This is a genomic window from Nocardia sp. NPDC004151, from assembly GCF_042874235.1.
Taxonomy (GTDB): domain Bacteria; phylum Actinomycetota; class Actinomycetes; order Mycobacteriales; family Mycobacteriaceae; genus Nocardia.
In genome coordinates, this window is the sequence record NZ_JBIAMR010000010.1 from 235,086 (window position 1) to 258,781 (window position 23,696).

Sequence of the window (23,696 nt, forward strand, 5' to 3'; positions counted from 1 at the left end):
GCCGATTTCAGAGTGTGGGAACAGGCGGAGCGTTCACCCTGTTGCATGCGATACGCGCTTCTCGGCAACCGTCGGGCCCACGGACGGGAAGCACTCGATCCCATGACCAAGGAGGAGTCGGTGTCCGTTCTGCTCGAGGAGCGACCAACCGGTTTCCGGGCCGAATCCCTGTTCGCGGTAGATTCAATTGCTACGGCGATCGAAGGGATTAGCGTGACGAGCGACGACGACATGGTCGATCGCCGGCGTGATGACGATGCGGACAGCATCGACGCCGGTGACGACCAAGCGGTCGACTATGACGACGAAGTGAGCGAATCCGGTGCCAGGAGCTCCGAATCGACGGCCGAACTGGCCGCCCGGTTCGAACGCGACGCGCTGCCCCTGCTGGACCAGCTCTACGGCGCGGCCCTGCGCATGACCCGCAACCCGGCCGATGCCGAGGACCTGGTGCAGGAGACCTTCGCCAAGGCCTACCAGGGCTTCAAATCCTTCCGTGAGGGCACCAACCTGCGGGCCTGGCTGTACCGCATCCTCACCAACACCTACATCAACTCGTACCGGAAGAAGCAGCGCCAGCCCGCGCAGTATCCGACCGACGAGATCACCGACTGGCAGCTCGCCGCCACTGCCGAACACACCTCCCAGGGCCTGCGCTCCGCGGAGATGGAGGCGCTCGAGGCCCTGCCGGACGACGACATCAAGGCCGCTCTGCAGTCGCTGCCGGAGGAGTTCCGGATGGCGGTGTACTACGCCGACGTGGAGGGCTTCCCCTACAAGGAAATCGCCGAGATCATGGGTACTCCCATCGGTACTGTCATGTCCCGCCTGCACCGGGGCCGCAAGCAGCTCAAGGGCCTGCTCGCGGACGTGGCGCGGGAACGTGGATTCAACCGGTCGGGCAGCGATGCGGCGCGCGAGGAGGTAACCCAGTGAGCGAGCGCAGCGAGCGGAAGATGGGCACAGCCGACGCGTCGCTCGGGCCGGAGCGAAGCGGAGGCATGAGCGACGAGATGGAAGAACTGGATTGCTCGGCGGTGCTTGCCGATGTCTGGCTGCTCTTGGACAACGAGTGCGACGAGACCGTGAAGGCGCGGCTGCGTGAGCACATCGACCGCTGTTCGCCGTGTGTCGAGGCCTACGGCCTGGAGGAGAAGCTCAAGTCGCTGCTGAACCGCAAGTGCGGCGGCGACCGCGCGCCCGATTCCCTGCGTCAGCGCCTGACCATGGAGATCCGGACCAGCTACACGGTCATCCAGACCCGGGCCGAAACGGCTGAATAAGACATCCCGGATACAGCTGAGCGGCACCCTTCCCGAGTGGGAAGTGGTGCCGCTCAGCAGTTTTCGAGCTTATCGAAGCAGCTCAGGCGTTCGGCCGCTTGCCGTGGTTGGCGGCATTCTTCTTGCGGCCACGCTTCTTACGTCCACGCTTACCCATAGGTAATCTCCCTTCAGTCGGTCGCCATTCTTTCACGGGTGATCTGCTGTACCTTCAGGGGCTACAGGTCACTCGAAACGAGAGGTGTTCATGGCTGAGGAAGTGCTGGCCGAGATGGTGTCGACCGTTCAGGAGATCCTGGTCTCCGTCGGCGACGAAGTGAAGGCCGACGACCCGGTGGTCATGCTCGAGTCGATGAAGATGGAGATCCCGGTCATCGTCGAGGGCCCCGGCACCGTGGCCTCGATCAACGTCAAGCCCGGCGACGTCCTGCAGCCCGGCGACCTCATCGCCGTCATCTCCTGAGTGAGAGCCCCCAGCCGCTCCTGACGCATCCTTGCCGTGTCGCATGGGAACATACACGCGACGTGGGAACAGAGGAGTGTGGGTGAATGTCGACCCTGAGTGAGCTACTGGCCGAGCACACCGATCTACCGGGCGCGGCTGTCGACCATTTGCAGCGGGTGGTGGGGGATTGGCAGCTGCTGGCGGATCTGTCCTTCGCGGATCTGCTGCTCTGGGTGGGGACCGGACCGGTGACCGAGGGCGCGGAGGTGGTCTGCGTCGCCCAGTGCCGCCCCACCACCGCCCCCACCGTGCATCCGGAGGACCTGGTCGGCGGCTACGCCACCAAAGAGTCGAATCCGCACGTGTTCGAGGCCCTGCTGAACGCCGATATCCAGCGCTTCGAGGCCGACACCGCGCTGACCGGGGTCTATCACCCGCATCCCGTGCACGCCATGCGCGAGGCCATTCCGGTGCGGGTCGGCGACGACATCATCGCCGTGCTCGGCCGCGATACCGACACCCAGCGCCGCAAGATGCGGTCCAGTCTCGAGATCGCGTACATGTCCTGTGCCGACGACCTGTGCCAGATGGTCGCCGACGGCACCTGGCCGGCGCTCGAGGACCGCACCGGCTCGCATTCCAGCCCGCGCGCGGGCGACGGCTTCATCCGCCTCGACACCGAGGGCACCGTCGTCTACGCCAGCCCCAACGCGCTGTCGGCGTATCACCGCATGGGTCTGCAGAACGATCTGGTCGGCCAGGACCTGGCCCTGACCACCCGTTCGCTCATCACCGACCCGTTCGACGCGCAGGAGGTGGTCGGCGACATCCAGGCGGCCCTGGCCGGAAAGGGCGGGCGCCGAATGGAAGTCGAGGCGCGCGGCGCCACCGTGCTGCTGCGCACCCTGGTGCTGCGGCCGCACGGTGAGCTCGGCGGCGCCGCCGTGCTGGTCCGCGACGTGACCGAGGTGAAGCGCCGCGACCGCGCGCTGCTGTCCAAGGACGCCACCATCCGCGAGATCCACCACCGGGTGAAGAACAACCTGCAGACGGTGGCCGCGCTGCTGCGCCTGCAGGCCCGTCGCACCGAGAATGAGGAGGCCCGCCTGGCGCTGACCGAATCGGTCCGCCGGGTCACCTCCATCGCGTCCGTGCACGAAATGTTGTCGATGTCGGTTGACGAAGAGGTCGATCTGGACGAGGTGGTGGACCGCCTGCTGCCGATCATGGCCGACGTGGCGACCGTGCACACCGCCCGCATCAAGGTCCGCCGCGCCGGGTCCCTGGGCGTCTTCTCCGCCGAACGCGCCACGCCGCTGGTCATGGTGCTGACCGAGCTGGTGCAGAACGCCATCGAGCACGCCTTCGACGCGGGTGAGAACGGTACGGTCACAATCCGTTCCGAGCGTTCGGCCCGCTGGCTCGACGTCATCATCAGCGACGACGGCCGCGGCCTGCCCGACGGATTCAGCCTGGAAGCCTCCGACCGGTTGGGCCTGCAAATCGTCCGCACACTGGTCACGGCGGAATTGGGCGGCTCGATCGGACTTCACCCCGGAGCCGATGTCGGAACCGACGCGGTGCTGCGAGTTCCGCTCGGCCGGCGCTCCGCGCGCTGAAATATCAACTTCGACGCATAAGTTCGGGCGTGAGCTGAAAAGCCGCGCCCGAACTTTCGTTCGAGGCGCGAATCCCGTTGATCGGGAATTGCCCCGGGAATTCTTGCCGGGGACCGTTTGGGGAGGAACCTCCGAAGACGGTCTCGGGGTTTGAGGGCGAAGCCTCGGAGCGGCCCCGGGGTTAGGGGGGCGGAGCCCCTCGGAGTCCCGTGGTCTTCCCCTTTACACACTGAAGCCCGGCACCTGTGTTGGTGCCGGGCCGAATTGCGCTGCGGCCCCGAGGCTGGGGTGGGCCGTAACGCCTTGTCGTCTAGGTGGTTAGACGACGCTGCGGGTGCGCGTGCGCGCGTTGCGACGCTTCAGCGCGCGACGCTCGTCCTCGCTCATTCCACCCCACACGCCGGCATCCTGGCCCGACTTCAGGGCCCAGGAAAGGCAGTCAGCGGTGACAGGGCAGCGAGCGCAGACCAGCTTGGCATCGGCAATCTGCGCGAGCGCCGGACCACTGTTACCCACCGGGAAGAACAGCTCGGGGTCCTCGTCGCGACAGATGGCCTTGTGGCGCCAGTCCATTCCTCTGCTCCTTTGCTAGGGCGCGCATGGCGCTGCCCCTCGGGTTTGTGGTCCGTTCACTTGTGCGACTCGAATGTTTCCGCACGGTTGCTTGTGAATGCTTTCACGAACACCGTAGATGTCAATAGATACCTGGTGCACCGTGGGGAAGCTCACGCTGTAAGACCCCTACATGGGGGTCCGCCGTGTCATTTGTACTCGGTCGAGCGGGTTTTCGCAGCGCAACAACGAGTTTTCTCAGGTGTGTCGAGCCGGCTAGGGCTTGGGCGCGACCACACCGAGGATATCCGGGACGGCTGTGAAATTCACCATGTTGCGTCGACCGATGAAGTCGCCGTCGATTTGCAACCCGATCGGTTCTTCCGCCGTGACGGTTACGCCCGGTACGTCGTCCTCGCGAAACAATGTGTGGCCCTTGGGATCCCCCTGGGCTGCCAGCAACTGTCTCGCGACCATCAAGGTGGGGAGAACACCCATGGTGCGCATGGCAAACACCCCGAGACCGGATTCGAATGTGGTCCCCGGGTTGGTGACCACAGGCGTGTTGTCGAGATACGTCCAGGGACTGGCGTTGGTAACGAATGCGTAATGCACATCCGTGACCGGTTCGTGACCTGGAATGTCCAAGGTCACTTGCGGGGCACGGCGTTTGGCGCGGAAGAACTGCTTGACCGTGGTGCGCAGATAACGAGCGGGCGTGGCCGCCTTGCCCTTCGCGCGCTTCTCGTCGATGGCCTCGCACACATCCGCGTCCAGGCCCACTCCCGCGCTGAAGCAGAACCAGCGATCGTCGGCCACGCCCAGACCGATGCGGCGGTCCGCGCTGTCGGCCACCAGATCGATCAGCTGATTGGTCGCGGTCACCGGATCCGGCTCGATACCGAGCGAGCGCGCGAACACGTTCGCCGAACCGCCGGGAATGATGCCGAGCCGCGGCAGCCATTCGCGCTGCGGCCGGCCGGGCAGCGGGAGGAAGCCGTTGATGGTCTCGTTCACGGTGCCGTCGCCGCCGTGCACCACGATCAGATCCATCCGATTGTCGGCGGCCCAGCTCGCCAATTCGGCGGCGTGCCCCCGGTGCTCGGTCTGGCGGACGGTGAGTTCGGTGCGGCTTTCCAGTGCGTGGGCGAGCAGATCGCGAGTGGACCGAGTGGTCGAAGTGGCATTCGGGTTCACGATCAGGAGCGTCCGCACGGTGCCATTCTGCCTTCGCTCCGCTCGGGCTGGTTCGCGGCCCCGAAGTCTCGTTCTTCCCTCCTCGGCTCCTCCGCTTCGCTGCCGCTTCCGCTCCAAGCGTGGGGAGGCGGAGCGTGGTCCGGAACGAGACGGTGGCGAACCTTCCAGTGCCACTTCTCAACTGGTCGAACGCCGTGCGGGTGCGTTCGCCAACGACGCTCGGTCGTAGGCTGGGGGCGTGGCTGAGCAGAACCAGGGCGAGAGCAAGTCGGCGGGCGACACCGGGGGCGGGGCCGCGCAGGCCGGGGGCGTGCCCACGACCGTGCGGGTCGCGGGGGCGCTGGTCGCCCTCGAAGGCGCGGCCGGGCTGGTGGCGATGGTCATCCTGATCATCGTCGGCCTGAACGGGGAGGCGCAGAGCGCGAAGAACAGCTATCTCACCGCCGGGTACGCGGCGATCCTCGGCGGCGCGGTGCTGGCGGCGGGGCTCACGCTCATGCGCGGCAAGCGGTGGGGGCGGGCGCTGGCCACGTTGACCCAGCTGTTGCTGCTCGGTGTCGCGTATTACATGTTCACCTCGGGGCGGCCCGAATTCGGGACGCCGCTGGGGTTGCTGGCGCTGGGCACCCTGGGCGCGCTGTTCGCACCCGCCTCGGTCAAATGGATGGCCGAGGGGTACGGCTCGGGCGCGGAGTAGCGCCGCGCGCCCGGCTCAGTGGCCGCTGAGCCGATTTTTGGACGCTCGCCCACTTCCCTGGGTGAGCGAGCGCTTCCCGGGCCTCTCGGGCCCTCAGTCGTCGGCGTGCGTCGCGAGGCGCGCCAGGTGAGCGCCGGAGAGCCGGTAGCCGGTCCATTCGTGCTGATGCTCGGCCCCGATGGACCGGTAGAAGTCGATGCTCGGGGTGTTCCAGGTGAGGACCGACCAGTCCACCCGCGCGTACCCCTGCTCCACGGCCTCGCGGGCCAGCGTCGCCAGCAGGCTCTTGCCCAGGCCGCGCCCGCGCGCCTCCGGCTTGACGTAGAGATCCTCCAGGTAGATCCCGTGCACGCCCTTCCAGGTGGAGTAGTTCAGGAACCAGATGGCGCAGCCCACCACGCCGCGATCGCTCTCGGCGACATGCGCGTACAGCGCGGGCGTGGGCCCGAACAGCGCGGTCCGGAGCTGCTCCTCGGTGAGCGTGCACTCGTCGGGGGCCTTCTCGTACTCGGCCAGATCGTGGACCAGACCCACCAGCGCGGGAACGTCGTCGGGTGTGGCGCGGCGGATCATGCGGAGGTCCCTTCCATCGGTTCGAGCGGCGCGACCAAGTTGTGCGCGAGCACGGTTCGCGCTCGATGATCGTGTCCCAGCACCGTAACCGCGGCCGTGGACAGGAAGAACCGGCGGCCCTCGGTCACCTCGAACTCGGCCCAGCGAGCGATGAGCGCCCGCGAGAAGTGACCGTGCCCGACCAGCACCACGTCGCGGGTGGCGAGTTCGGGAATGACCGTGGCCAGCACGTGGTCGGCGCGTTTACGGACCTGGTCGGCGGTCTCGCCCTCGGGGACCTCCCCGGTCCAGATGGTCCAGCCGGGCGACATCCGCTGGATCTCCGGCGTGGTCAGGCCCTCGTATTCGCCGTAGTCCCACTCGACCAGGTCGTCGTCCACGATGACCCCGGTCAGCCCGGCCAGTTCGGCGGTCCGCAGCGCCCGCTGCCGGGGACTGCTGAGCACCAGCGGATTCGACAGGTCCAGGTCGTACAGCAGTTTTCCGGCCGCCCGAGCCTGAGCCTCACCGATCTCGGTGAGCGGCACATCGGTCCGCCCGGTGTGGCGGCGCGCGGCCGACCAGGCCGTCTCCCCGTGTCGAAGCAATACCAGCCGGAATTCGCCACCGCTCATGAATCGATCATGCGCCACCGCCTCGCCGAATACTCGGCGGGCGACAGATTGCCGTCGGAATTAGCGTCCGGGCCGGCGGTCGGGAGCCGATCCGACCCGGACGTCCCCGGGAGGTTTACCCCGACCGTCGCGAAATCAGCTGTCGCGGTGGCAGACGAGCGCCTCAGGGGCGAGCGCCGACTCCGTACACCTGCGTGCCGCGGCGTTCCAGGAACATGGTGCCCGACACCCCGAGCGAGATGGGTTCCTTGTGGTAGTCGCTGCGCTGCAGTGGGATTCGCGATAGCTGCGCGCCGGTGGCGGGATCCAGGATGGCCAGCCCCTCCGGGATCGGGGCGATCAGCTGGCCGGACATCATCGCGGCGGTGCCGAGCACATTGTGGGTGCCCCACAGCGGGTCCAGGGTGGAGAGGTTCAGCGCGACCAGCGCCTCACCGGTGAAGACGAAGAAGCCCGACGACAGCCGCGCCACCATGGCGGTGTCGGAGAACGCCGGCATCTGGTGTGTGGCAATCAGATTGCCGTTCACGTCGTAGAGCGCGAGAACCGGTGTGGTGGACGGGGTTCCGGGTAGGTAGAGCGCGATCCTGGTGTCGGACACCGCGATCACCTTCGCCCCGTCGACCGCGCCGCCCGGCTCGGTGAGCACGTGCGAGCTGTACTCCTCCGGCGTGGTGCCGTCCTTGGGCGCGGGATTGAGGATGGTCAGCCGCGCGGCCGCCTCGTTCGGGCAGCGTTCCAGCACCGCCACCCGGCTCGGCGCCGACGCCGACGACATCAGCGCGCACCCGCTGCGCGGCTGGGTGTGCGGGTTCACCGGGGCGTCGACATAGCCGTACTCGAGGGTGCGGACCATGTCCGAACGCCACAGTTCCAGCCGCCGCGGACCCTGCGCCAGCATGTAGGTGCTGTCGGGGGCCAGAGTGATCTTGTCGTCCATGTAGCTGGACCGGGCCGCCACCCGAGAGCCGTTCTCGGCGTTCAGCAGTGTGGTCTGACTGCACCCGCGCTGATCCTTGTAGGTGGCGACGACCGTGCCGAACTGGACTTCGGCCGCGCACAGCGGCAGATCCCGCTCGTAGGTCCACACCTGCTCACCGGTGCGGGGATCGCGCCCCGACACCGTGCCGCCGTCGGCGGTGACGGCCACGCCGCCCACCACCAACGACCGCTGGGTCGCCCCGTCGGAGGCGTGCCACAGTTCCGCGACCTGCTGGGGCACCGGATCGGTGGAGATCGGCGCGGGCAGGGTGCGGGTGGCCGTACTGGCGTGGGTACCGCGAACACCGCTGGTCAGCACCACGACCACTGTCGCGATCGCCACCAGAGCGGCGATCGCGACAGCAGTGAGAATATCGGCGCGCGTCCGCCGCTCGGGTGCGAGCACGACAGCGAGAGTAGCCGATCCGGCCGACTAGGCCGAGGCCGCGACCGCGGTGTCGGCCACCGTGACGGCGCCCTCCGCCCCGTCCTCGGTCTTCTTGCGACGCGTCCGCTTCACCGGGGCCGCCTCGGAACCGCTCGCCGCGGTACCCGGCTCGACGGCCTCGACCTCGGACTTCGCCGCCGCCTTCACGGCCTTGCGAACCCGCTTCTTCGGCGCCTCCGCCTCGGCCACGACCTCACCGGTCGCGGCGGTGGACTTCTTCGCCGCGGCCTTGGCCTTGGCGGGCGCGGCCTTCGCGGCGGCGGCCTTCGCCTTGCCGTTGGTGGCCGGCTCCGTCGTGCTGCCGGCGGCTTCGGCCTGGGGGTCGGCGGCAGCGGCGGCGACCTTGCGAGTCCGCTTGGCCGGAGCCTTCTTCGGCGGCTCGACGGTCTCCGCGGCGGGAGCCTCGGCGACGGCGGCGGTCTCGGCCACGGCCTTGCGAGTCCGCTTGCGCGGCGCCGCCTTGGCGACCTCGCCCGATTCCTCGGCCACCACCTCGGTGGTCGCGGCCTTGGCCCGGCTGGCCCGCTTCTTCGGCGCGGTCATCGCGACCTCACCCGAATCAGCCGCGGCCTTGCCCGAATCAGCTTTGACCTTGCCCGAATCAGCCTTGACCTCGGCCGCCGCGGCCGTGTCGGTGGCGACAGCGGAATCCGCTGCGCCGGTGCCGGATTCGGCCACGGCCTTGGTCCGCCGGGTGCGCTTGCGCGGCGCTTCGGCCTCGGGCGCGGCAACCTCGACCGCCTCGGCAGCCTCGGCCTTCGGCGCGGCCTCGGCGACCGCCGAACCCGCGTCGGCGACCGGCGCGACGGCCTTGGCGCCGCGGGTGCGCTTGCGCGGCGCCGTCGTCGCGGCCGCGTCCACACCGGACTCGGTGGTCGCGACAGCGGCGGGTGCCTGGTCCTGCGCGGCAACCGGAGCCGCGCCCTCGGTCACCGCGGTGACGGTGCCCTCGGCCGAGCCCCGCCCGCGGCGGTTCCGGCGACGGTTGCGGCCGCCCTCGGCAGCTGCCTCGCCCGCCGGTTCACCGGCGGCCTCGGTCTCCACCGAGGTGGTGGCCTGGACCGTGCCGGTGGCCTCCGCTCCGTTCGCGCCGCCCTTGCCGCGACGGCGGCGACGGCGACGGCGGCCGGTCTTCTCCGGGTCGCCGGTGGTCGAATCCGTCTCGGCGGCAACGGTTTCAGTGGTGGTGGCGGCCGGAGCCGCGTCACCCTCGGCACGGCCGCCACGGGTGCGGCGACGGTTGCGTTCGCGGGGCGCGCGGCGCTCGCGTTCGACGACGACGGCGTCCTCGTCGCGCGGGGCCGGGCCCTTGCGCACGATGCCGGTGACGCCCTGCGGGATGCCGAGCTCCTCGTACAGGTGCGGGGAGCGGGAGTAGGTCTCCGCCGGTTCCGGAATGCCGAGGCCCAGGGCCTTGTCGATCATGGCCCAGCGGTTCAGCTCGTCCCAGTCGACCAGGGTGACCGCGACGCCGGTCTTGCCCGCGCGGCCGGTGCGGCCGATGCGGTGCACGTAGGTCTTCTCGTCCTCGGGGCACTGGTAGTTGACGACGTGGGTGACGTCGTCGATGTCGATGCCGCGGGCGGCCACGTCGGTGGCGACCAGCACGTCGATCTTGCCTTCGCGGAACTTCTTCAGCGCCTTCTCACGGGCGATCTGCCCGAGGTCGCCGTGTACCGCGCCGACCGCGAAGCCGCGCTCGGCCAGATCGTCGGCGACCTTCTGCGCGGTCCGCTTGGTGCGCGCGAAAATCATTGTCGCGCCGCGGGTCTCGGCCTGCAGAATGCGGGCGACCAGCTCGCTCTTGTCGAGCGCGTGCGCCCGGTAGATCAGCTGGGTGATCCGGTCGTGCACCGCGGATTCGTGGTGCTCCTCGGCGCGGATGTGGGTGGGCCGGCTCAGGAAGGTGCGGGCCAGGGTGATGATCGGGCCCGGCATGGTGGCCGAGAACAGCAGGGTCTGCCGCTGCTCGGGGACCATGTTCAGGATCCGCTCGATATCGGGCAGGAAGCCCAGGTCGAGCATTTCGTCGGCCTCGTCGAGGACGAGCACCTCCACCTTGCCCAGGATCAGGTGATTCTGCTGGGCCAGATCCAGCAGGCGGCCCGGGGTGCCGACGACCACGTCGACGCCGGCGCGCAGCGCCGCGATCTGGGTGTCGTAGGGGCGTCCGCCGTAGATGGCGGTCACGCGCACCGGGGTGCCCTGGTCGTCCTTCAGGTACTTGCTGGCGTTCTCCAGATCCTCGGTGACCTGCATGCAGAGCTCGCGGGTCGGCACGATGATCAGGGCGCGCGGGGTGCCGTCGAGGGTCTTGGTGCCGGAGCCTGCGGTGGCGATCCGGTTCAGTAGCGGCACACCGAAACCGAAGGTCTTACCCATACCGGTGCGGGCCTGGCCGATGAGATCCTCACCGGCCAGCGCGAGCGGCAGGGTGAGTTCCTGAATGGCGAAAGTGCGTTCGATGCCGATGTCGGCGAGGGCCCGGACGATTTCGGGGCGCACGCCCAATTCGGCGAAAGTGGGAGCGAGGTGGGTGTCGTCGAGTTCCGCGGTCAGCAGCGTGTCCGCCACACCCGGTTCCTGCTCTACGGTGATCTTGCTCAGGTTCTTGCCTTTCCTCGTTATCGCGTCTCGCGCGCACGAGGCGTGGGGCGGACCCGGACGGCCCGCGATGACCACTAGATCCGGTTTCTCGCCGCTGCTGGGATGCCTGTCCGGGGGGATGGGCGTCGACCTGGCGCGGCGGTGCAGTGCTGCGGATCGGAGTGCGCGCACATTTTCCATGGACTGGCGGGTATGAATTTCCGCCGTCCGCGGAGATTGTAGCGTGATACGACCTTCGCCCTGTTTTCCGCCACCGCCGATGTGCGGCATTATTACGCTGGTAGGCGCGCTTATCGATATCCGATACGGGTCTGATCCGGGGTTTCGCAGTAGCGTTAATGATTGCGGCGCACCATAATTCGGTCCGGGGGCGGGTGCGGGCCGCGCGACCGGCAGTTGAGTTGCTCACATGTGTGATACGTCGTGTACCACTATCTGTCATGGTGGTGCCGTGAGCTTGGCAGACACCGTGACAACCGCTGCGCGCAACGCGTGGGCCCTGACGTTCGGCGACGGCATCGAGGCCCCCGACCCCACCCCCTCGACGGTGCTGTCCGACGCGCCGCACCGCGAACTGCGCCGCTACGCCGGCGCGGGTCCCGACGATCCGGCCGTGCTGCTGGTGCCGCCGCTGGCCGCGCCCGCCTTCTGCTTCGACCTGCGCCCCGACCAGAGCCTGGCCCGGTTCCTCCTGGACTCCGGCCGCGCCCCCTACCTGGTCGACTACGGCGACATCACCTTCGACGACCGCCGCATGGGCTTCGAGACCTGGATCGACGACATCCTGCCCGAGGCCATCCGCCAGGTGTCCGCCGATCGCGGTGGCCGCCCGGTGGACCTGGTCGGCTGGTCCATCGGCGGCGTGCTGGCCCTGCTGACCGCCGCGGCCGACCAGACGCTGCCCATCCGCTCGATCACCGCGGTGGGCGCGCCCCTGAGCTACGACCACATGTTCGGCGCGCGCGAGCTGCGCTCCCTGGCCCGCCTCGACGGCGGCCGCACCGCGACCACCGCGATCCGCGCCCTCGGCGGGGTCTCGGCGCAGATCACCCGGTTCGCCTACCGCGCCACCGCCTGGAACCGGGAACTCGAGCGCCCGCTGTTCATCGCGAGCAATATCGCCGACACCGCGACCCTGGCCCGGATGGAGACCATCGACCGGTTCCAGAATTCGCTGCCCGGCTATCCGGGACGGTTCTACAACCAGCTGTGGGGTCGCTTCATCCTCAACAACGACATCGGCAAGGGCGGGCTGCGGCTGGGCGAGCGCGAGATCGCGCTGGCCGAGGTCACCCAGCCGGTGTTGCTGGTCGGCGGACCGCAGGACGCGATCACCGCGGCCGCCGCCGTGGAGCACGGGACGAAGACCCTGACCGGATCGCCGGATGTGCGGTACGAGACCGCACCCGGCTCGCACCTCGGCATTCTCCTCGCCCGTGACACCACGTGGACCTATCTGGACAAGTTCCTGCGCGACCTGGCCTGATCGGAGCCCGGCGGGTTGTGAACAGCGCCGGAGTGTTGTGAACAGCTCTGTGGCGCAATGCTTTTCGAGTTGATCGAGAGTGCGCTCGCGACCCGCCCCGCGATGGGTGAATGTGCGGCGTTTCCTGGGGCTAGGGTGGGGACCCATGGGAGCAAACTCGTCCACCGCCCCGGAGCCCACGGGCCACCTCATCGCCGCCGAACACCCGGGTGTCACCGACCTCTTCGCCGTCCTCGCCTACGGCGAGATCTCCGCCTTCTACCGTCTCGCCGAAGAGGCCAAGCTGTCACCCACGCTGCGCGGCAAGGTCGCCGTCGCCAAGATGGCGGGCAACGAGGCCGAGCATTTCCGGACCCTGGAACGCGCCCTCGCCGACCGCGGCACGGACGTCTTCGACGCCATGGCCCCCTTCGTGCGCGCCCTGGACGCCTATCACGCCTCCACCGACCCCTCCACCTGGCTGGAGTCGATGGTCAAGTTCTACGTCGGTGACGGCATCGCCGCCGACTTCTACACCGAGATCGCCGGCGCCCTGGCTCCCGAGGTCGCCGACGTGGTGCGCGACGTGCTGGCCGAGACCAGCCATTCCGAGTTCGTGATCGAGGAGGTGCGCGGCGCGGTCGCGCAGAACCGCTCCGAGCGCGACCGGCTGGCGCTGTGGGGCCGCCGGCTGCTGGGCGAGGCGATCACCCAGGCGCAGTACGTGATGGCGCAGCGCGACGAGCTGACCGAGCTGGTGCTCACCGCGACCGGTGATCTGAACGGCATCGCCACGCTGTTCGAGCACATGCAGAACAGCCACGCCGAGCGCATGCGCGTGCTCGGCCTGGGCTGAGTTTCGCTATCAGCGCAGGCGGTCGGGGCCGATGGCGGTCGCGGCTGCGCTAGCGTGATCGGGACAGGACTACGACTCTAGGTTCGGAGGTTGGCCGTGGAGGTCAAGATCGGCATTTCGGATAGCCCGCGTGAGCTCGTCATCAACAGCTCGCAGACCCCGGCCGAGGTCGAGGCGCTCGTCAGCGGTGCGCTGCAGGGTGAGGGCGGCGTCGTGGCGCTCACCGACGAGAAGGGCCGCAAGTTCCTGATCCAGGCCGCGAAGGTCGCCTACGTCGAGATCGGCGCTCCGTCCTCGGGTCGTGTCGGCTTCGCCGCCGTCTAGTTTCCCGCGCGCGACGCGGTAGATCGCGCGAAAAGAATTGGCCCGCCGACTTTGTCGGCGGGCCAATTCTTTTTGATTCAACGAGAGTTGTTATCTCTCAATCGATCGGGTGCAGCGGAACGTGCTTGAGCCCGCCCCAGCACAGCGCGACCGTGGTGTCGACGGCGTCGTCCTTGGGGATCGGCCGGTCCGCTTCGAGCCAGTACCGGGCGCTGAGCTGGCTGGCGCCGACCAGGCCGACCGCGAGTACGCGGGCCCGGTAGGGGTCCAGACCGGAGTCGTGGGCGACCAGGTCGAACACCGCGTCCACGCAGGCCTCGGTGGCCTGCTCGACCCGGCGCTGCACCTGCGGCTCATTGGTCAGATCCGATTCGAAAACCAGTCGGAAGCCCTGGGTTTCATGGTCGACGAAGTCGAAGTACGCGGCGACGGCGGCGCGCACGCGCTGCTTGTTGTCGGTGGTGGAGCGCAGCGCCTGGCGCACGCTCGACACCAGCACGTCGACGTAGTTCTGCAGCACCGCCAGGTACAGCTCGAGCTTGCTCGAGAAGTGCTGGTAGAGCACCGGTTTGCTGACGCCGGCGCACTGCGAGATCTCATCCATGCCGGCGGCGTGATAGCCGCGTTGCACGAAGACCTCGCTGGCTGCGGCGAGAAGCTGCGCGCGGCGCGCCTCGCGGGGCAGACGGGTGCCGCGCTTGCTCGTCGCCATGGCCTCGGACGACATGCGGTGCGATGTCATCCGGTCCACGAGGTCAGTCATTGCCTATTTCTCCCAGTTGATTCCCGGTGTGAAGGATGTTCACCGGTATCCCACGAACGATACGCGCTCAGGGGGCCGCTGCCGATCCAGGTTCCGAATATTGGTCGCGTGATGCTCGCTTTGATTATGCGAGGCCGATCACAAGTGTGTAGCACATGTTCCGATTTGTGAGGTCTGCCGCATTAGCGTGAGATATCTCGCAGCAATGATCACGGGCTGGGACGGCCGCTCTCGGTGACCGGCCGGGCTGTGAGAGTCTGTCAGGCGTGACCGAGAAGGCCGCCGGCAACAAGCGACGGGGTAGACCCAGCGGGCCGATCTACGATCCGCTCGGTTTGTTCGACGACGACGGCGCATCGGAGACCGGCCCGTCGGCATCTTCTGGGCTCATCGCGCCACCCGATTCGGACCTCCTCGCCGAGGACCGCCCGCTGCCGCATCAGCCGCTGCGCGCCCGCTGGGACCCCACCTCCCCGCCCGCCGACGCCCGCAACCGCCCGCGCCCCGACCGCGAGACCAAGAAGCAGAGTCCGCTGGGCCGGTTCGTGAACACCTACGGCTGGCGGGCCTACGCCCTGCCGGTACTGCTGGTGATCACCGTCGTGGTCGCTGTCGACGCCTTCCGCCACACCGGTGACAGCGATGCCGGGCTGCCCGGATTCGGTCGCTTGAGCGAGTACACCGACAAGCCGGGCCGCATCATCGGCGGCGCACCCAAGGGCGACGGCAAGTACGCCGTCGACCTGCCGACCGGCGCGGTCCCGCCCGGCGGGGCCTACACCGACACCGGCGCGGGCACCTGGCGAGTGATTCCGGGTACCACCGCTCAGGTCGGCACCGGCACCCAGCACGCCTTCACCTACTCCGTCGAGATCGAGAACGGGGTGGACACCGCGTCCCTGGGCGGTGACGCGGCGGTGGCGCAGATGATCGACGCCACCCTCGCCAATCCCAAGTCCTGGACCCATGATCCGCGCTTCGCGCTGCGCCGTGTCGACACCGGCAACCCGGACTTCCGCATCTCGCTGACCTCGCGGGACACCACCCGCAAGTCGTGCGGTTTCGAGATCCCGGTCGACTCCTCCTGCTACAACACCGAACTGGGCCGCGTCGTGCTCTCGGAGGTGCGCTGGGTGCGCGGGGCCCCGGCCTTCGAGGGCGATGTCGGCTCGTATCGGCAGTACCAGATCAATCACGAAGTGGGCCATGCCCTCGGCTACCACGAGCACCAGCCGTGCGAGACCGACGGCGGGCTGGCCCCGGTCATGATGCAGCAGACCTTCGGAACCCGGAACAACGACATCGCGAAGCTGGATCCCGAAGGCGTGGTGCCGATGGACGGCAAGACCTGCCGCTTCAACCCCTGGCCCTACCCCCGCGCCTGAGCCGCCGCCGCCCGCCGGCGGCGGATTCCGGCCGCTGATCACCCCGGTTCGAACGGGACTAGGCTTGGGGAAGAACGGCCCCGGTCGCTGTGTTGCAGAAATGGCCGCGAGTTTCCGGCGAATTCGATTGAGGAGTCCGCAGACGTGTCATCGCATCCCTCCCTGCCGCCCTTGGTGGAGCCGGCGGCGGAGCTGACCCGGGACGAGGTCGCCCGCTACAGCCGCCATCTGATCATCCCGGATCTCGGGGTGGACGGTCAGAAACGCTTGAAGAACGCCAGGGTGCTGGTGATCGGTGCGGGCGGGCTCGGCTCCCCGGCGCTGCTGTACCTGGCCGCCGCCGGTGTCGGCACCCTCGGCATCGTCGAGTTCGACGAGGTCGACGCGTCGAACCTGCAGCGGCAGATCATCCACGGCGAATCCGATATCGGCCGCTCCAAGGCCGACAGCGCCCGCGACTCGATTCTGGAGATCAATTCCGGAATCACGGTGGAGCTGCACAAGATTCGGCTCGAGCCCGACAATGCGATCGAGCTGTTCCGGCAGTACGACCTGATCGTGGATGGCACCGACAACTTCGCCACCCGCTATCTGGTCAACGACGCCGCCGTCCTGGCGGGCAAGCCGTACGTGTGGGGTTCCATCTACCGCTTCGAGGGTCAGGTCTCGGTCTTCTGGGAGGACGCCCCCGACGGCCGCGGCATCAACTACCGCGATCTCTACCCGGAGGCCCCGCCGCCGGGCATGGTCCCGTCGTGCGCCGAGGGCGGCGTACTGGGCGTGCTGTGCGCGTCCATCGGCTCGATCATGGTGACCGAGGCGATCAAGCTGATCACCGGGATCGGCGACCCGCTGCTCGGGCGGCTCATGGTGTACGACGCACTGGACATGAGCTACCGCACCATCAAGCTGCGCCGCGATCCGGAGCGTCAGCCCATCACCGAGCTCATCGACTACGACGCCTTCTGCGGCGTGGTGTCGGAGGAGGGCCAGGCCGCGGCCATCGGCTCCACCATCACCGCCCGTGAGCTCAAGGAGATGCTGGACGCGGGCAAGGACGTGGCCATCATCGATGTGCGCGAGCCCGTGGAATGGGACATCGTCCGGCTCGAGGGCGCGACCCTGATCCCCAAGGACCGCATCCTCTCCGGTGAGGCGCTGTCGGAGCTGCCGCAGAACACCCCGATCGTGCTGCACTGCAAGACCGGTATCCGCTCCGCGGAGGCGCTCGCCGCCCTGAAGAACGCGGGCTTCTCCGATGCCACCCACCTGCAGGGCGGAATCATCGCCTGGGCCAACCAGGTCGACCCCTCCCTGCCGGTCTACTGAGCCCGTCGGACGGGCCCTCGGCGGCAGCGCGGGGGCCTGTTCGACGGCGGTCCGGGAGCCCGGAGGTAACGCCTCGGTCGCCGGTGTTTCACACCATGGTTTCGGCGTGTGGAACGGTCGGCGCGGCAACGGTCGCGAAAACCTGGCCAGCGGTACCGTACGCGCGTGACGATGACTGTTGTGGAACCTCCTGAGCATGTGCGCTCAACCTTCGGGTTGCGCGAGGAACCGCCGGTCCCGTTGGGGAACTGGGATGGCGGCTGGCGGTGTGGCGATGTCGTCTTGAGCCCGGTGACCGATCACGCGCGGGCTGCCTGGTCGGCGAAGGTACGCGAGACGCTGCGGGTGGACGGGCTGCGCCTGGCGCGGCCGGTACGGGCCACCGATGGACGGTATGTCGTATCCGGGTGGCGCGCCGACACCTACCTCGAAGGCGTGCCGGAGCCGCGGCACGACGAAGTGGTGTCGCTGTCGCTGCGGCTGCACCAGGTGACCGCGCAGCTGGAGCGCCCGCGTTTCCTGGCCGCGCAGCCGGTCGCGCCGTGGGCCGACGTGGACGTGTTCGCGGCCGCCGATCGCGCGGCGTGGGAAGCGGTTCCGCTGCGCAGCCTGAAGCTGGGCGGCATGCTGCCGTCCACTTCGCCGGACGGCGACCGCAGCCTGACCCTGATCACCCAGTTGTCGACCCTGCGCAAGCCGGTCACCACGCCCCCGCAGCTGGTGCACGGCGACCTGTTCGGCACCGTGCTGTTCGCCGGCGGTTACGCGCCCGGCCTGACCGACATCACCCCCTACTGGCGTCCGGCGCCGTGGGCGGCGGCGGTCATCGTGGTGGACGCGCTGTCCTGGGGCGGCGCGGACGACGGTCTGATCGAGCGCTGGGCCCAGTTGCCCGAGTGGCCGCAGATGCTGGTGCGCGCGGTCATGTTCCGGTTGGCCGTGCACGCCCTGCACCCGCGCTCGACCCCCGAGGCGTTCCCGGGTCTGGCCCGCACCGCGGATATGACCCGGCTGCTGCTCTAGGGCCGGGTGAGAGCATGCGGAAAGGCCGCACCGGGCGACGAATTCCGGTGCGGCCTTTCCGTTCCCCAGGGGCGGTTGGGGAGTCTTACACGTTCGCGTGGGCGAGCGAGGGCGCCCGGCCGACGGCGAACGAGGACCGCAGGTAGAACCACCAGCACAGCGCGCCCATGGCGAGGTAGGCCGCCACGTAACCCCAGAAGGCCGGATTCATGCTGTGGTAGTGGGTGTTCGACAGTCGCAGCGCCTGCTGCAGGATCCAGCCGCCCGCCGCGCCGACCGCGCCGATCACACCGATGGCCGCGCCCGCCTGCCGTTTGGCCGAGGTCAGTGCCTCGCCGATGTCCTGCCCGGTCTCCGAGGCGTGTCGCCGCGCTTCGGCGGTGAAGATCATCGGGATCATCCGGTAGGTCGAGCCGTTGCCGATGCCGCTGAGCACGAACAGCAGCAGGAACGACGCCAGATAGAGCGGGAAGTTCTTGGCGGACAACGACGCCACGATGAGCGCGGTGGCGAAGGCCATGCCGCCGAAGACGTAGAGCGTGATCCGCGCGCCGCTGAGCTTGTCGGCGATCCACCCGCCGAAGGGGCGGCTGAAGGATCCGACCAGGGCGCCGAGGAAGGCCAGGTTGCCCAGCGTGCTCATCCAGCCGATCTTGGCCAGGCTCGGGAAGTTGGCCTTGAGCAGGGTCGGGAAGGCGAAGGAGAAGCCGATGAAGGAGCCGAAGGTGCCGATGTAGAGGATGGCCATCACCCAGGTGTGGCGGTTGGCCAGCGCCCGCTTATACGACGTGCCATCGGATTTCGCGCCGCTCAGCGAGTCCATGTAGCGCAGCGCGCCGAAGAGGGCGGCGAGGATGAACGGAATCCACACCAGCACCGCGAGAGTGATGCCGAAGCGGTATCCGGCGGCGTCCTTGGCCATGATGTGCGTGCCCAGCGTGATGATGAGCGGTACGAACAATTGTGTCTGTGCCACACCGAGATTGCCGCCCGCGGCATTGATGCCCAGGGCCGCGCCCTTCTTACCCTCGGGGAAGAAGAAGTTGATATTCGCCATGGACGACGAGAAGTTGCCGCCGCCGACACCGGCGATGGCGGCCAGCACCATGAACACCCACATCGGGGTGCCGGGCTGGTTGATGAAATAGGCCAGGCCCAGGGTGGGCAGCAGCAGCATGCCCGCGCTGAACGCGGTGAACGCGCGGCCGCCGAAGCGGGGGATGGCGAAGGTGTAGGGCACCCGCAGCGCCGCGCCGACCAGGGTCGGGGTGGAGGTGAGCAGCAGGGCGTTGTTCACGGCGTCCGGATTGTTCTTGCCCAGGAAGGCGAATCCGGCCGAGCCCATGGCGGTGACGACGCTGGCCCAGAGCACCCAGACGCTGAATCCGAGGTTCTCCGCGAACACCGAGAAGATCAGATTCTTGCGGGCGGTCTGTTTACCCCCGTTTTCCCAGAATTCGGTGTTATCGGGTTCCCAACGGTCGATCCAGCGCCCGCGTTTCTGATACGTGATTTCGGTAGGCTCGATAACTGTTGCCATGAGCGGTTGTCCTCTCGGCTGATGCGACCGCCCTCATCTGCGGTCCCGTCAACCGTAGGAAGCCCGTTTTACGTCCGGGTGTTTTTCCATGACGGAGATGACAATTCGGGCTCACTTGGCCCAGATTCGCATGGTGACCCTTCGGTTACCCGAAATTCTTATCGAGCGTCCGGTATTCAGCCATGAGCGAGTCCAGGAAGCAGTTGGCGGTCCGGGCCGCCCGGTCGGGGTCGCCCTCGATCACCGCGGCCACCAGTTCGGCGTGCTCGTCATGGTAGGTCTCGCCCTCGCGCGCGGATCGGAAACGGATGCCGGCGGCGATGACGGGCAGCAGCGAGTCGTAGAACTCGAGGTACACCGCGTTGTGGCTGGCGACCACGATGGCGCGGTGCAGCTGCACGTCCGCCTCGATGGCGGCGTCGAAGTCGCTGTCCCACAGCCGGGTCCGGTCGTCGAGCAGTCGCCGCAGTTCGGCGATGTCGTGGTCGTCGCGGCGGGCGGCGGCCAGCCGGGCGGCGGTGGTGTCGAGGGCCTGACGCAGTTCGAGCACGTCGCGCTGCTGGGCGTCGGCGAAGTACTCGGTGAGGGTGCCGCCGAGGGTGGAGGTCGAGATGACGTAGGTGCCCGAGCCCTGTCTGCGTTCGAGCATGCCGGCGTGCACAAGGGCCTGCACGGCCTCGCGCACGGTATTGCGGCCGGTGCCGGTGAGTTCGGTGAGTTCGGGCTCGGTGGGGATGCGCGAGCCGACGGCCCAACGGCCGGAACGGATTTCGGCACGAAGCTGCTCGGTCACCTGGGCGATGAGGCTCGTGCGCCGGACTGGTTGCACGGGGGACAGCGTACCTTGCCTCACATTCGTTGCATCACATCATCGGGTCATCCTATGATTTCGTGGTGACTGCGACGATCGATGAGACGATGGCCCCCGGGCGGGGCATGACCCGTACCCCTGCCGAGCCGGGGCGCGTCCATCTCGAATCGCCGAAGCCCGAACTCTCCCGGCGCGCTCTCTTCGAGGGCCGCCTGCTGGTGCTGGTCGCCATCGTCATGTCGGCGCTGACCCTGCGGATCGCGGTCACCGCGTTCACCCCGCTGGCCGCCCGCATCGGCGACGACATCGGCTACTCCACCGCCGTGGTCGGCGTCTTCGGCATGCTGCCGACCGCCATGTTCGCCCTCGGCGGCCTGCTCACCCCCGTGCTCTCGCGCCGATTCGGCCTGGAGATGACCGCGCTGGCGGCCATGCTCATGACCGGCATCGGCTCGGTGCTGCGTGCCCTGGTGCCCGACACCTGGCAGCTGCTGGCCTTCTCGGCCTTCGCGCTGGCCGGTATGGGCATCGGCAATGTGGTGATCCCGCCACTGGTCAAGCGGTACTTCTCGGATCGGCTGGCGCTGCTCAGCTCGGTCTACATCGTGATGGTGCAGCTGGGCACGGTGTTCCCGGCGCTGATCACGGTCCCGATCGCGGACGCGCACGGCTGGCGGTTGTCGCTGGGCATGTGGGCCGCGCTGGCCTTCGCCGCCGCGCTGCCGTGGATCGCGGTGCTGCGCACCCGCCGCGCGAACGCCCGATTCGACACCACCGAGCTGCCGGTGGACGCGGTCGAGTCCACCGGCAAGGTGTGGCGCTCGCCGCTGGCCTGGGGCATGGCCTTCATGTTCGGCATGACCTCGCTGATCACCTATTCGATGTTCACCTGGCTGCCCACGATCTTCAGCGACGCGGGCGCGGACGCGGCGTTCGGCGGCTCGATGGTCGGCATCTTCGCGCTGATCGGGCTGGTCGCGGCCTTGAGCGCGCCGATCGTGGTGGGCCGCACGGCCAATCCGTTCCCGGTGGTGATCGGCTGCGCGGTGTTCTTCTTCATCGGCTTCGGCGGCCTGCTGTTCGCGCCGATGAGCGCCCCGCTGGTGTGGGTGCTGGCGCTGGGCCTGGGCCCGTCGACCTTCCCGATGGCGCTGACGCTGATCAATCTGCGGACCCGCACCGGCGCCGGTTCGGCCGCGCTGTCCGGTTTCACCCAGGGTGTCGGCTACTCGGTGGCGTGCGTGGGCCCGCTGCTGTTCGGCTCCCTGCACACCATGACCGGTGGCTGGCCGGTGCCGTTCGCGTTCCTCACGGTGGCGGTGCTGATCCTGATGGCCGGCGCGTGGGTCGCGTGCAAGCCGCGTTTCCTGGAAGACAGCTGGAACTAGCGGTCACCGGGAACTAGCCGGAATTTCACTTTTCGAGTTGCCGAGTCGTGAGGTTGGGGCCATGCTGTGTGGCAAGGCTCTCACCTCACGGCTCGGAAATTCGTTTTCAGGCGTTTCGTGACCGCCGGAAACCCTTGTGTCACATAGGCGAAACATAAGACCGGATCTCACGCCGTAATCCCGGATTACGTGAGCAACCGTTGATTTGCCGGACATTTCGCGCAGCACGGGCGCAATACCCGTTTTCTACCTTGGGGCCATCCAGATTTCAGGAGGGCCTCTTGTTGACGACGCTGACCCGCAAGCGCGACATCGAGCATTGGGATGCCGAAGATGTCGTGGCTTGGGAAGCCGGTGGTAAGGACATCGCGCGCCGCAATCTGATCTGGTCGGTCTTCGCCGAGCACATCGGGTTCTCGGTGTGGTCGATCTGGTCGGTCATGGTGCTGTTCATGCCGACCGACGTCTTCCACATCGATCCGGCCGGCAAGTTCTTCCTGGGCGCGGTGCCGACCCTGGTCGGCGGCTTCATGCGGATCCCCTACACCGTGCTGACTGCGAAGTTCGGCGGCCGCAACTGGACCATCGTGTCCGCGCTGCTGCTGCTGATCCCGACCCTGCTGACGCTGTACTTCATCAACCAGCCGGGCACCTCCTACACGACCTTCCTGATCGTGGCGGCCTTCGCGGGCCTGGGCGGCGGCAACTTCTCCTCGTCGATGTCCAACATCAACGTGTTCTTCCCACAGCGGCTCAAGGGCTGGGCGCTGGGCATGAACGCGGGCGGCGGCAATATCGGCGTTCCGGTGGTGCAGCTGATCGGCCTGGCGGTCATCGCCACCCTGGGCAACCACTACGGCAACGCCTCGGTGGTGTGCGCGGTGTACCTGGTGCTGATCGCGGTGGCCGCGGTGGGCGCGGCGCTGTACATGGACAACGTCAAGAACCAGAAGGCCGACCTGTCCTACATGCTCAAGGCGCTGCGCGTCCCGCAGTCCTGGGCGATCGCCTTCCTCTACATCGGCACCTTCGGTTCGTTCATCGGCTACAGCTTCGCCTTCGGCCAGGTCCTGCAGATCACCTTCAAGGCCGGTGGCGCGAGTGTCTCCGCCGCCGCGCTGCACGCCGCACAGATCGCCTTCATCGGACCGCTGCTGGGTTCGCTGGCCCGCCCGTACGGCGGCAAGTGGGCCGACCGGATCGGCGGCAGCAAGGTCACGCTGTACACCTTCGTGGCCATGACGCTCGCGGCCGTGGTGGTCGCGGTGTCGTCCACCATGGGCGATCACGCCGGGCACCCGAAGGGCGGCGTGCTGGTGGCCATGATCGTCGGCTTCACCGCGCTGTTCGTCATCTCCGGTATCGGCAACGGTGCGGTCACCAAGATCATCCCGTCGGTGTTCGAGGCCAAATCCCGCTCCCTGGAAGGTGATTCGGCCAGCCGCGCGGCGTGGGCCCGCAACACCTCGGGCGCGCTGATCGGCTTCGTCGGCGCGATCGGCGCGCTGGGCGGCGTCGGCATCAACCTGATGCTGCGCACCTCCTACGCCTCCACCAAGTCCGCGACCACCGCCTTCTGGGTCTTCATGGCCTTCTACGTGCTGTGCGGCGTGGTCTGCTGGGCGGTCTTCATGCGCCGCCCGAGCCTGCGGGCGCTGTCCAGCGATACCGCTGACGCCGATGTGGTCGTCGAGGCGGAGGCGCTGGTCCTCGAGGCCGAATCCGGCTCCGCCGCAACCGATCTTGCGTCCAACCCCGCCTCGTCCACCCCGTCGGCTCGCGCCTGACCCGTCCAG

22 protein-coding genes and 1 pseudogene are annotated in these 23,696 nt (G+C 68.2%); 13 read left to right on the forward strand and 10 right to left on the reverse strand.

The genetic code is table 11. The features are described 5' to 3' along the window. The first annotated feature begins 207 nt into the window (after positions 1 to 207). A complete protein-coding gene (locus ACFYTS_RS23495) occupies positions 208 to 936 on the forward strand; it encodes a sigma-70 family RNA polymerase sigma factor (RefSeq protein ID WP_379095821.1) in 729 nt (242 codons plus the stop codon). A gap of 65 nt (positions 937 to 1,001) precedes the next feature. Further along, the gene (gene rsrA, locus ACFYTS_RS23500) at positions 1,002 to 1,283 is read left to right on the forward strand and encodes a mycothiol system anti-sigma-R factor (protein ID WP_357283734.1); all 282 of its coding nucleotides are present in this window, start codon (positions 1,002 to 1,004) and stop codon (positions 1,281 to 1,283) included. Positions 1,284 to 1,365: 82 nt separating this feature from the next. Here rsrA and ACFYTS_RS23505 read toward each other — a convergent pair whose 3' ends face one another. After that, the gene (locus ACFYTS_RS23505; RefSeq protein ID WP_153805149.1) at positions 1,366 to 1,440 is read right to left on the reverse strand and encodes a 50S ribosomal protein bL37; all 75 of its coding nucleotides are present in this window, start codon (positions 1,438 to 1,440) and stop codon (positions 1,366 to 1,368) included. Between the two features lie 90 nt (positions 1,441 to 1,530). On the opposite strand from ACFYTS_RS23505, the gene ACFYTS_RS23510 reads away from it, so the two are divergent. Together ACFYTS_RS23510 and ACFYTS_RS23515 are read left to right on the forward strand one after the other, a co-directional pair. Continuing rightward, positions 1,531 to 1,746 (forward strand): biotin/lipoyl-binding carrier protein, encoded by a 216-nt coding sequence (locus ACFYTS_RS23510; protein WP_213559751.1) that lies wholly within the window; start codon positions 1,531 to 1,533, stop codon positions 1,744 to 1,746. 86 nt (positions 1,747 to 1,832) lie between these two features. Continuing rightward, complete coding sequence (locus tag ACFYTS_RS23515) at positions 1,833 to 3,347, forward strand: histidine kinase N-terminal domain-containing protein (protein ID WP_357283632.1); 1,515 nt, start codon at positions 1,833 to 1,835, stop codon at positions 3,345 to 3,347. A 318-nt stretch (positions 3,348 to 3,665) separates the two neighbouring features. Here ACFYTS_RS23515 and ACFYTS_RS23520 read toward each other — a convergent pair whose 3' ends face one another. Next, on the reverse strand, positions 3,666 to 3,920 hold the full coding sequence (locus ACFYTS_RS23520) for a WhiB family transcriptional regulator (protein WP_033087439.1): 255 nt from the start codon (positions 3,918 to 3,920) through the stop codon (positions 3,666 to 3,668). A 255-nt stretch (positions 3,921 to 4,175) separates the two neighbouring features. Next, a complete protein-coding gene (locus tag ACFYTS_RS23525) occupies positions 4,176 to 5,114 on the reverse strand; it encodes a diacylglycerol kinase family protein (RefSeq protein WP_357283736.1) in 939 nt (312 codons plus the stop codon). A 220-nt stretch (positions 5,115 to 5,334) separates the two neighbouring features. On the opposite strand from ACFYTS_RS23525, the gene ACFYTS_RS23530 reads away from it, so the two are divergent. Further along, complete coding sequence (locus ACFYTS_RS23530) at positions 5,335 to 5,793, forward strand: hypothetical protein (protein WP_357283635.1); 459 nt, start codon at positions 5,335 to 5,337, stop codon at positions 5,791 to 5,793. A 93-nt stretch (positions 5,794 to 5,886) separates the two neighbouring features. On the opposite strand, the gene ACFYTS_RS23535 is transcribed toward ACFYTS_RS23530, so the two are convergent. The 4 genes and pseudogenes from ACFYTS_RS23535 to ACFYTS_RS23550 form a co-directional block, all read right to left on the reverse strand. Then, positions 5,887 to 6,366 carry a GNAT family N-acetyltransferase gene (locus tag ACFYTS_RS23535; protein ID WP_357283639.1) on the reverse strand — a complete coding sequence of 160 codons (480 nt, stop codon included), beginning with the start codon at positions 6,364 to 6,366 and terminating at the stop codon, positions 5,887 to 5,889. Next, entirely contained in the window at positions 6,363 to 6,980 is a 618-nt protein-coding gene (locus ACFYTS_RS23540; RefSeq protein WP_357283641.1) for an acid phosphatase, read from the reverse strand. The genes ACFYTS_RS23535 and ACFYTS_RS23540 overlap by 4 nt, the downstream gene beginning before the upstream one ends. Positions 6,981 to 7,143: 163 nt before the next feature. Continuing rightward, complete coding sequence (locus ACFYTS_RS23545; protein ID WP_357283644.1) at positions 7,144 to 8,367, reverse strand: hypothetical protein; 1,224 nt, start codon at positions 8,365 to 8,367, stop codon at positions 7,144 to 7,146. 1,247 nt (positions 8,368 to 9,614) lie between these two features. Further along, positions 9,615 to 11,037: pseudogene (locus ACFYTS_RS23550) on the reverse strand (DEAD/DEAH box helicase); the annotation flags it as partial. Positions 11,038 to 11,467: 430 nt separating this feature from the next. Between ACFYTS_RS23550 and ACFYTS_RS23555 the strand changes: the two are divergent. The 3 genes from ACFYTS_RS23555 (at position 11,468) to ACFYTS_RS23565 (ending at position 13,661) form a co-directional block, all read left to right on the forward strand. After that, positions 11,468 to 12,502, forward strand: coding sequence for an alpha/beta fold hydrolase (locus tag ACFYTS_RS23555; protein WP_387307161.1), 1,035 nt, complete (start codon positions 11,468 to 11,470; stop codon positions 12,500 to 12,502). A 145-nt stretch (positions 12,503 to 12,647) separates the two neighbouring features. Then, positions 12,648 to 13,337 (forward strand): ferritin-like fold-containing protein, encoded by a 690-nt coding sequence (locus ACFYTS_RS23560; RefSeq protein WP_387307163.1) that lies wholly within the window; start codon positions 12,648 to 12,650, stop codon positions 13,335 to 13,337. Between the two features lie 96 nt (positions 13,338 to 13,433). Beyond that, complete coding sequence (locus ACFYTS_RS23565) at positions 13,434 to 13,661, forward strand: DUF3107 domain-containing protein (RefSeq protein WP_213559758.1); 228 nt, start codon at positions 13,434 to 13,436, stop codon at positions 13,659 to 13,661. A 97-nt stretch (positions 13,662 to 13,758) separates the two neighbouring features. Here the strand turns inward: ACFYTS_RS23565 and ACFYTS_RS23570 are convergent, their stop codons facing one another. Further along, entirely contained in the window at positions 13,759 to 14,424 is a 666-nt protein-coding gene (locus ACFYTS_RS23570; protein ID WP_357283651.1) for a TetR/AcrR family transcriptional regulator, read from the reverse strand. A gap of 266 nt (positions 14,425 to 14,690) precedes the next feature. Here ACFYTS_RS23570 and ACFYTS_RS23575 point away from each other — a divergent pair, with 266 nt between their 5' ends. The 3 genes from ACFYTS_RS23575 (at position 14,691) to ACFYTS_RS23585 (ending at position 18,161) form a co-directional block, all read left to right on the forward strand. Further along, positions 14,691 to 15,809: a DUF3152 domain-containing protein gene (locus ACFYTS_RS23575; protein WP_387307165.1), complete on the forward strand. Its 1,119-nt coding sequence runs from the start codon at positions 14,691 to 14,693 to the stop codon at positions 15,807 to 15,809. A 144-nt stretch (positions 15,810 to 15,953) separates the two neighbouring features. Next, entirely contained in the window at positions 15,954 to 17,138 is a 1,185-nt protein-coding gene (moeZ, locus tag ACFYTS_RS23580) for an adenylyltransferase/sulfurtransferase MoeZ (protein ID WP_357283654.1), read from the forward strand. A 171-nt stretch (positions 17,139 to 17,309) separates the two neighbouring features. Continuing rightward, positions 17,310 to 18,161, forward strand: coding sequence for a TIGR02569 family protein (locus tag ACFYTS_RS23585; RefSeq protein WP_357283740.1), 852 nt, complete (start codon positions 17,310 to 17,312; stop codon positions 18,159 to 18,161). A gap of 85 nt (positions 18,162 to 18,246) precedes the next feature. Here ACFYTS_RS23585 and ACFYTS_RS23590 read toward each other — a convergent pair whose 3' ends face one another. Further along, the gene (locus tag ACFYTS_RS23590) at positions 18,247 to 19,701 is read right to left on the reverse strand and encodes a nitrate/nitrite transporter (protein ID WP_357283657.1); all 1,455 of its coding nucleotides are present in this window, start codon (positions 19,699 to 19,701) and stop codon (positions 18,247 to 18,249) included. Positions 19,702 to 19,846: 145 nt separating this feature from the next. Then, positions 19,847 to 20,530 (reverse strand): FCD domain-containing protein, encoded by a 684-nt coding sequence (locus ACFYTS_RS23595; protein ID WP_357283659.1) that lies wholly within the window; start codon positions 20,528 to 20,530, stop codon positions 19,847 to 19,849. A 218-nt stretch (positions 20,531 to 20,748) separates the two neighbouring features. On the opposite strand from ACFYTS_RS23595, the gene ACFYTS_RS23600 reads away from it, so the two are divergent. Next, the gene (locus ACFYTS_RS23600; protein WP_387307204.1) at positions 20,749 to 21,900 is read left to right on the forward strand and encodes an MFS transporter; all 1,152 of its coding nucleotides are present in this window, start codon (positions 20,749 to 20,751) and stop codon (positions 21,898 to 21,900) included. Positions 21,901 to 22,181: 281 nt separating this feature from the next. Then, positions 22,182 to 23,687, forward strand: a complete 1,506-nt coding sequence (locus ACFYTS_RS23605) for a nitrate/nitrite transporter (protein WP_387307168.1) — start codon at positions 22,182 to 22,184, stop codon at positions 23,685 to 23,687. Positions 23,688 to 23,696: the final 9 nt, after the last annotated feature.

Excerpts from the sequence above, each read along its gene's own strand:
- rsrA (WP_357283734.1), top strand. The coding sequence starts at position 1,002 with ATGAGCGACGAGATGGAAGAACTGGATTGCTCGGCGGTGCTTGCCGAT.
- ACFYTS_RS23510 (WP_213559751.1), top strand. The coding sequence starts at position 1,531 with ATGGCTGAGGAAGTGCTGGCCGAGATGGTGTCGACCGTTCAGGAGATC.
- ACFYTS_RS23515 (WP_357283632.1), top strand. The coding sequence starts at position 1,833 with ATGTCGACCCTGAGTGAGCTACTGGCCGAGCACACCGATCTACCGGGC.
- ACFYTS_RS23520 (WP_033087439.1), bottom strand. The coding sequence starts at position 3,920 with ATGGACTGGCGCCACAAGGCCATCTGTCGCGACGAGGACCCCGAGCTG.
- ACFYTS_RS23535 (WP_357283639.1), bottom strand. The coding sequence starts at position 6,366 with ATGATCCGCCGCGCCACACCCGACGACGTTCCCGCGCTGGTGGGTCTG.
- ACFYTS_RS23540 (WP_357283641.1), bottom strand. The coding sequence starts at position 6,980 with ATGAGCGGTGGCGAATTCCGGCTGGTATTGCTTCGACACGGGGAGACG.
- ACFYTS_RS23560 (WP_387307163.1), top strand. The coding sequence starts at position 12,648 with ATGGGAGCAAACTCGTCCACCGCCCCGGAGCCCACGGGCCACCTCATC.
- ACFYTS_RS23570 (WP_357283651.1), bottom strand. The coding sequence starts at position 14,424 with ATGACTGACCTCGTGGACCGGATGACATCGCACCGCATGTCGTCCGAG.
- ACFYTS_RS23585 (WP_357283740.1), top strand. The coding sequence starts at position 17,310 with ATGACTGTTGTGGAACCTCCTGAGCATGTGCGCTCAACCTTCGGGTTG.
- ACFYTS_RS23590 (WP_357283657.1), bottom strand. The coding sequence starts at position 19,701 with ATGGCAACAGTTATCGAGCCTACCGAAATCACGTATCAGAAACGCGGG.
- ACFYTS_RS23600 (WP_387307204.1), top strand. The coding sequence starts at position 20,749 with ATGTCGGCGCTGACCCTGCGGATCGCGGTCACCGCGTTCACCCCGCTG.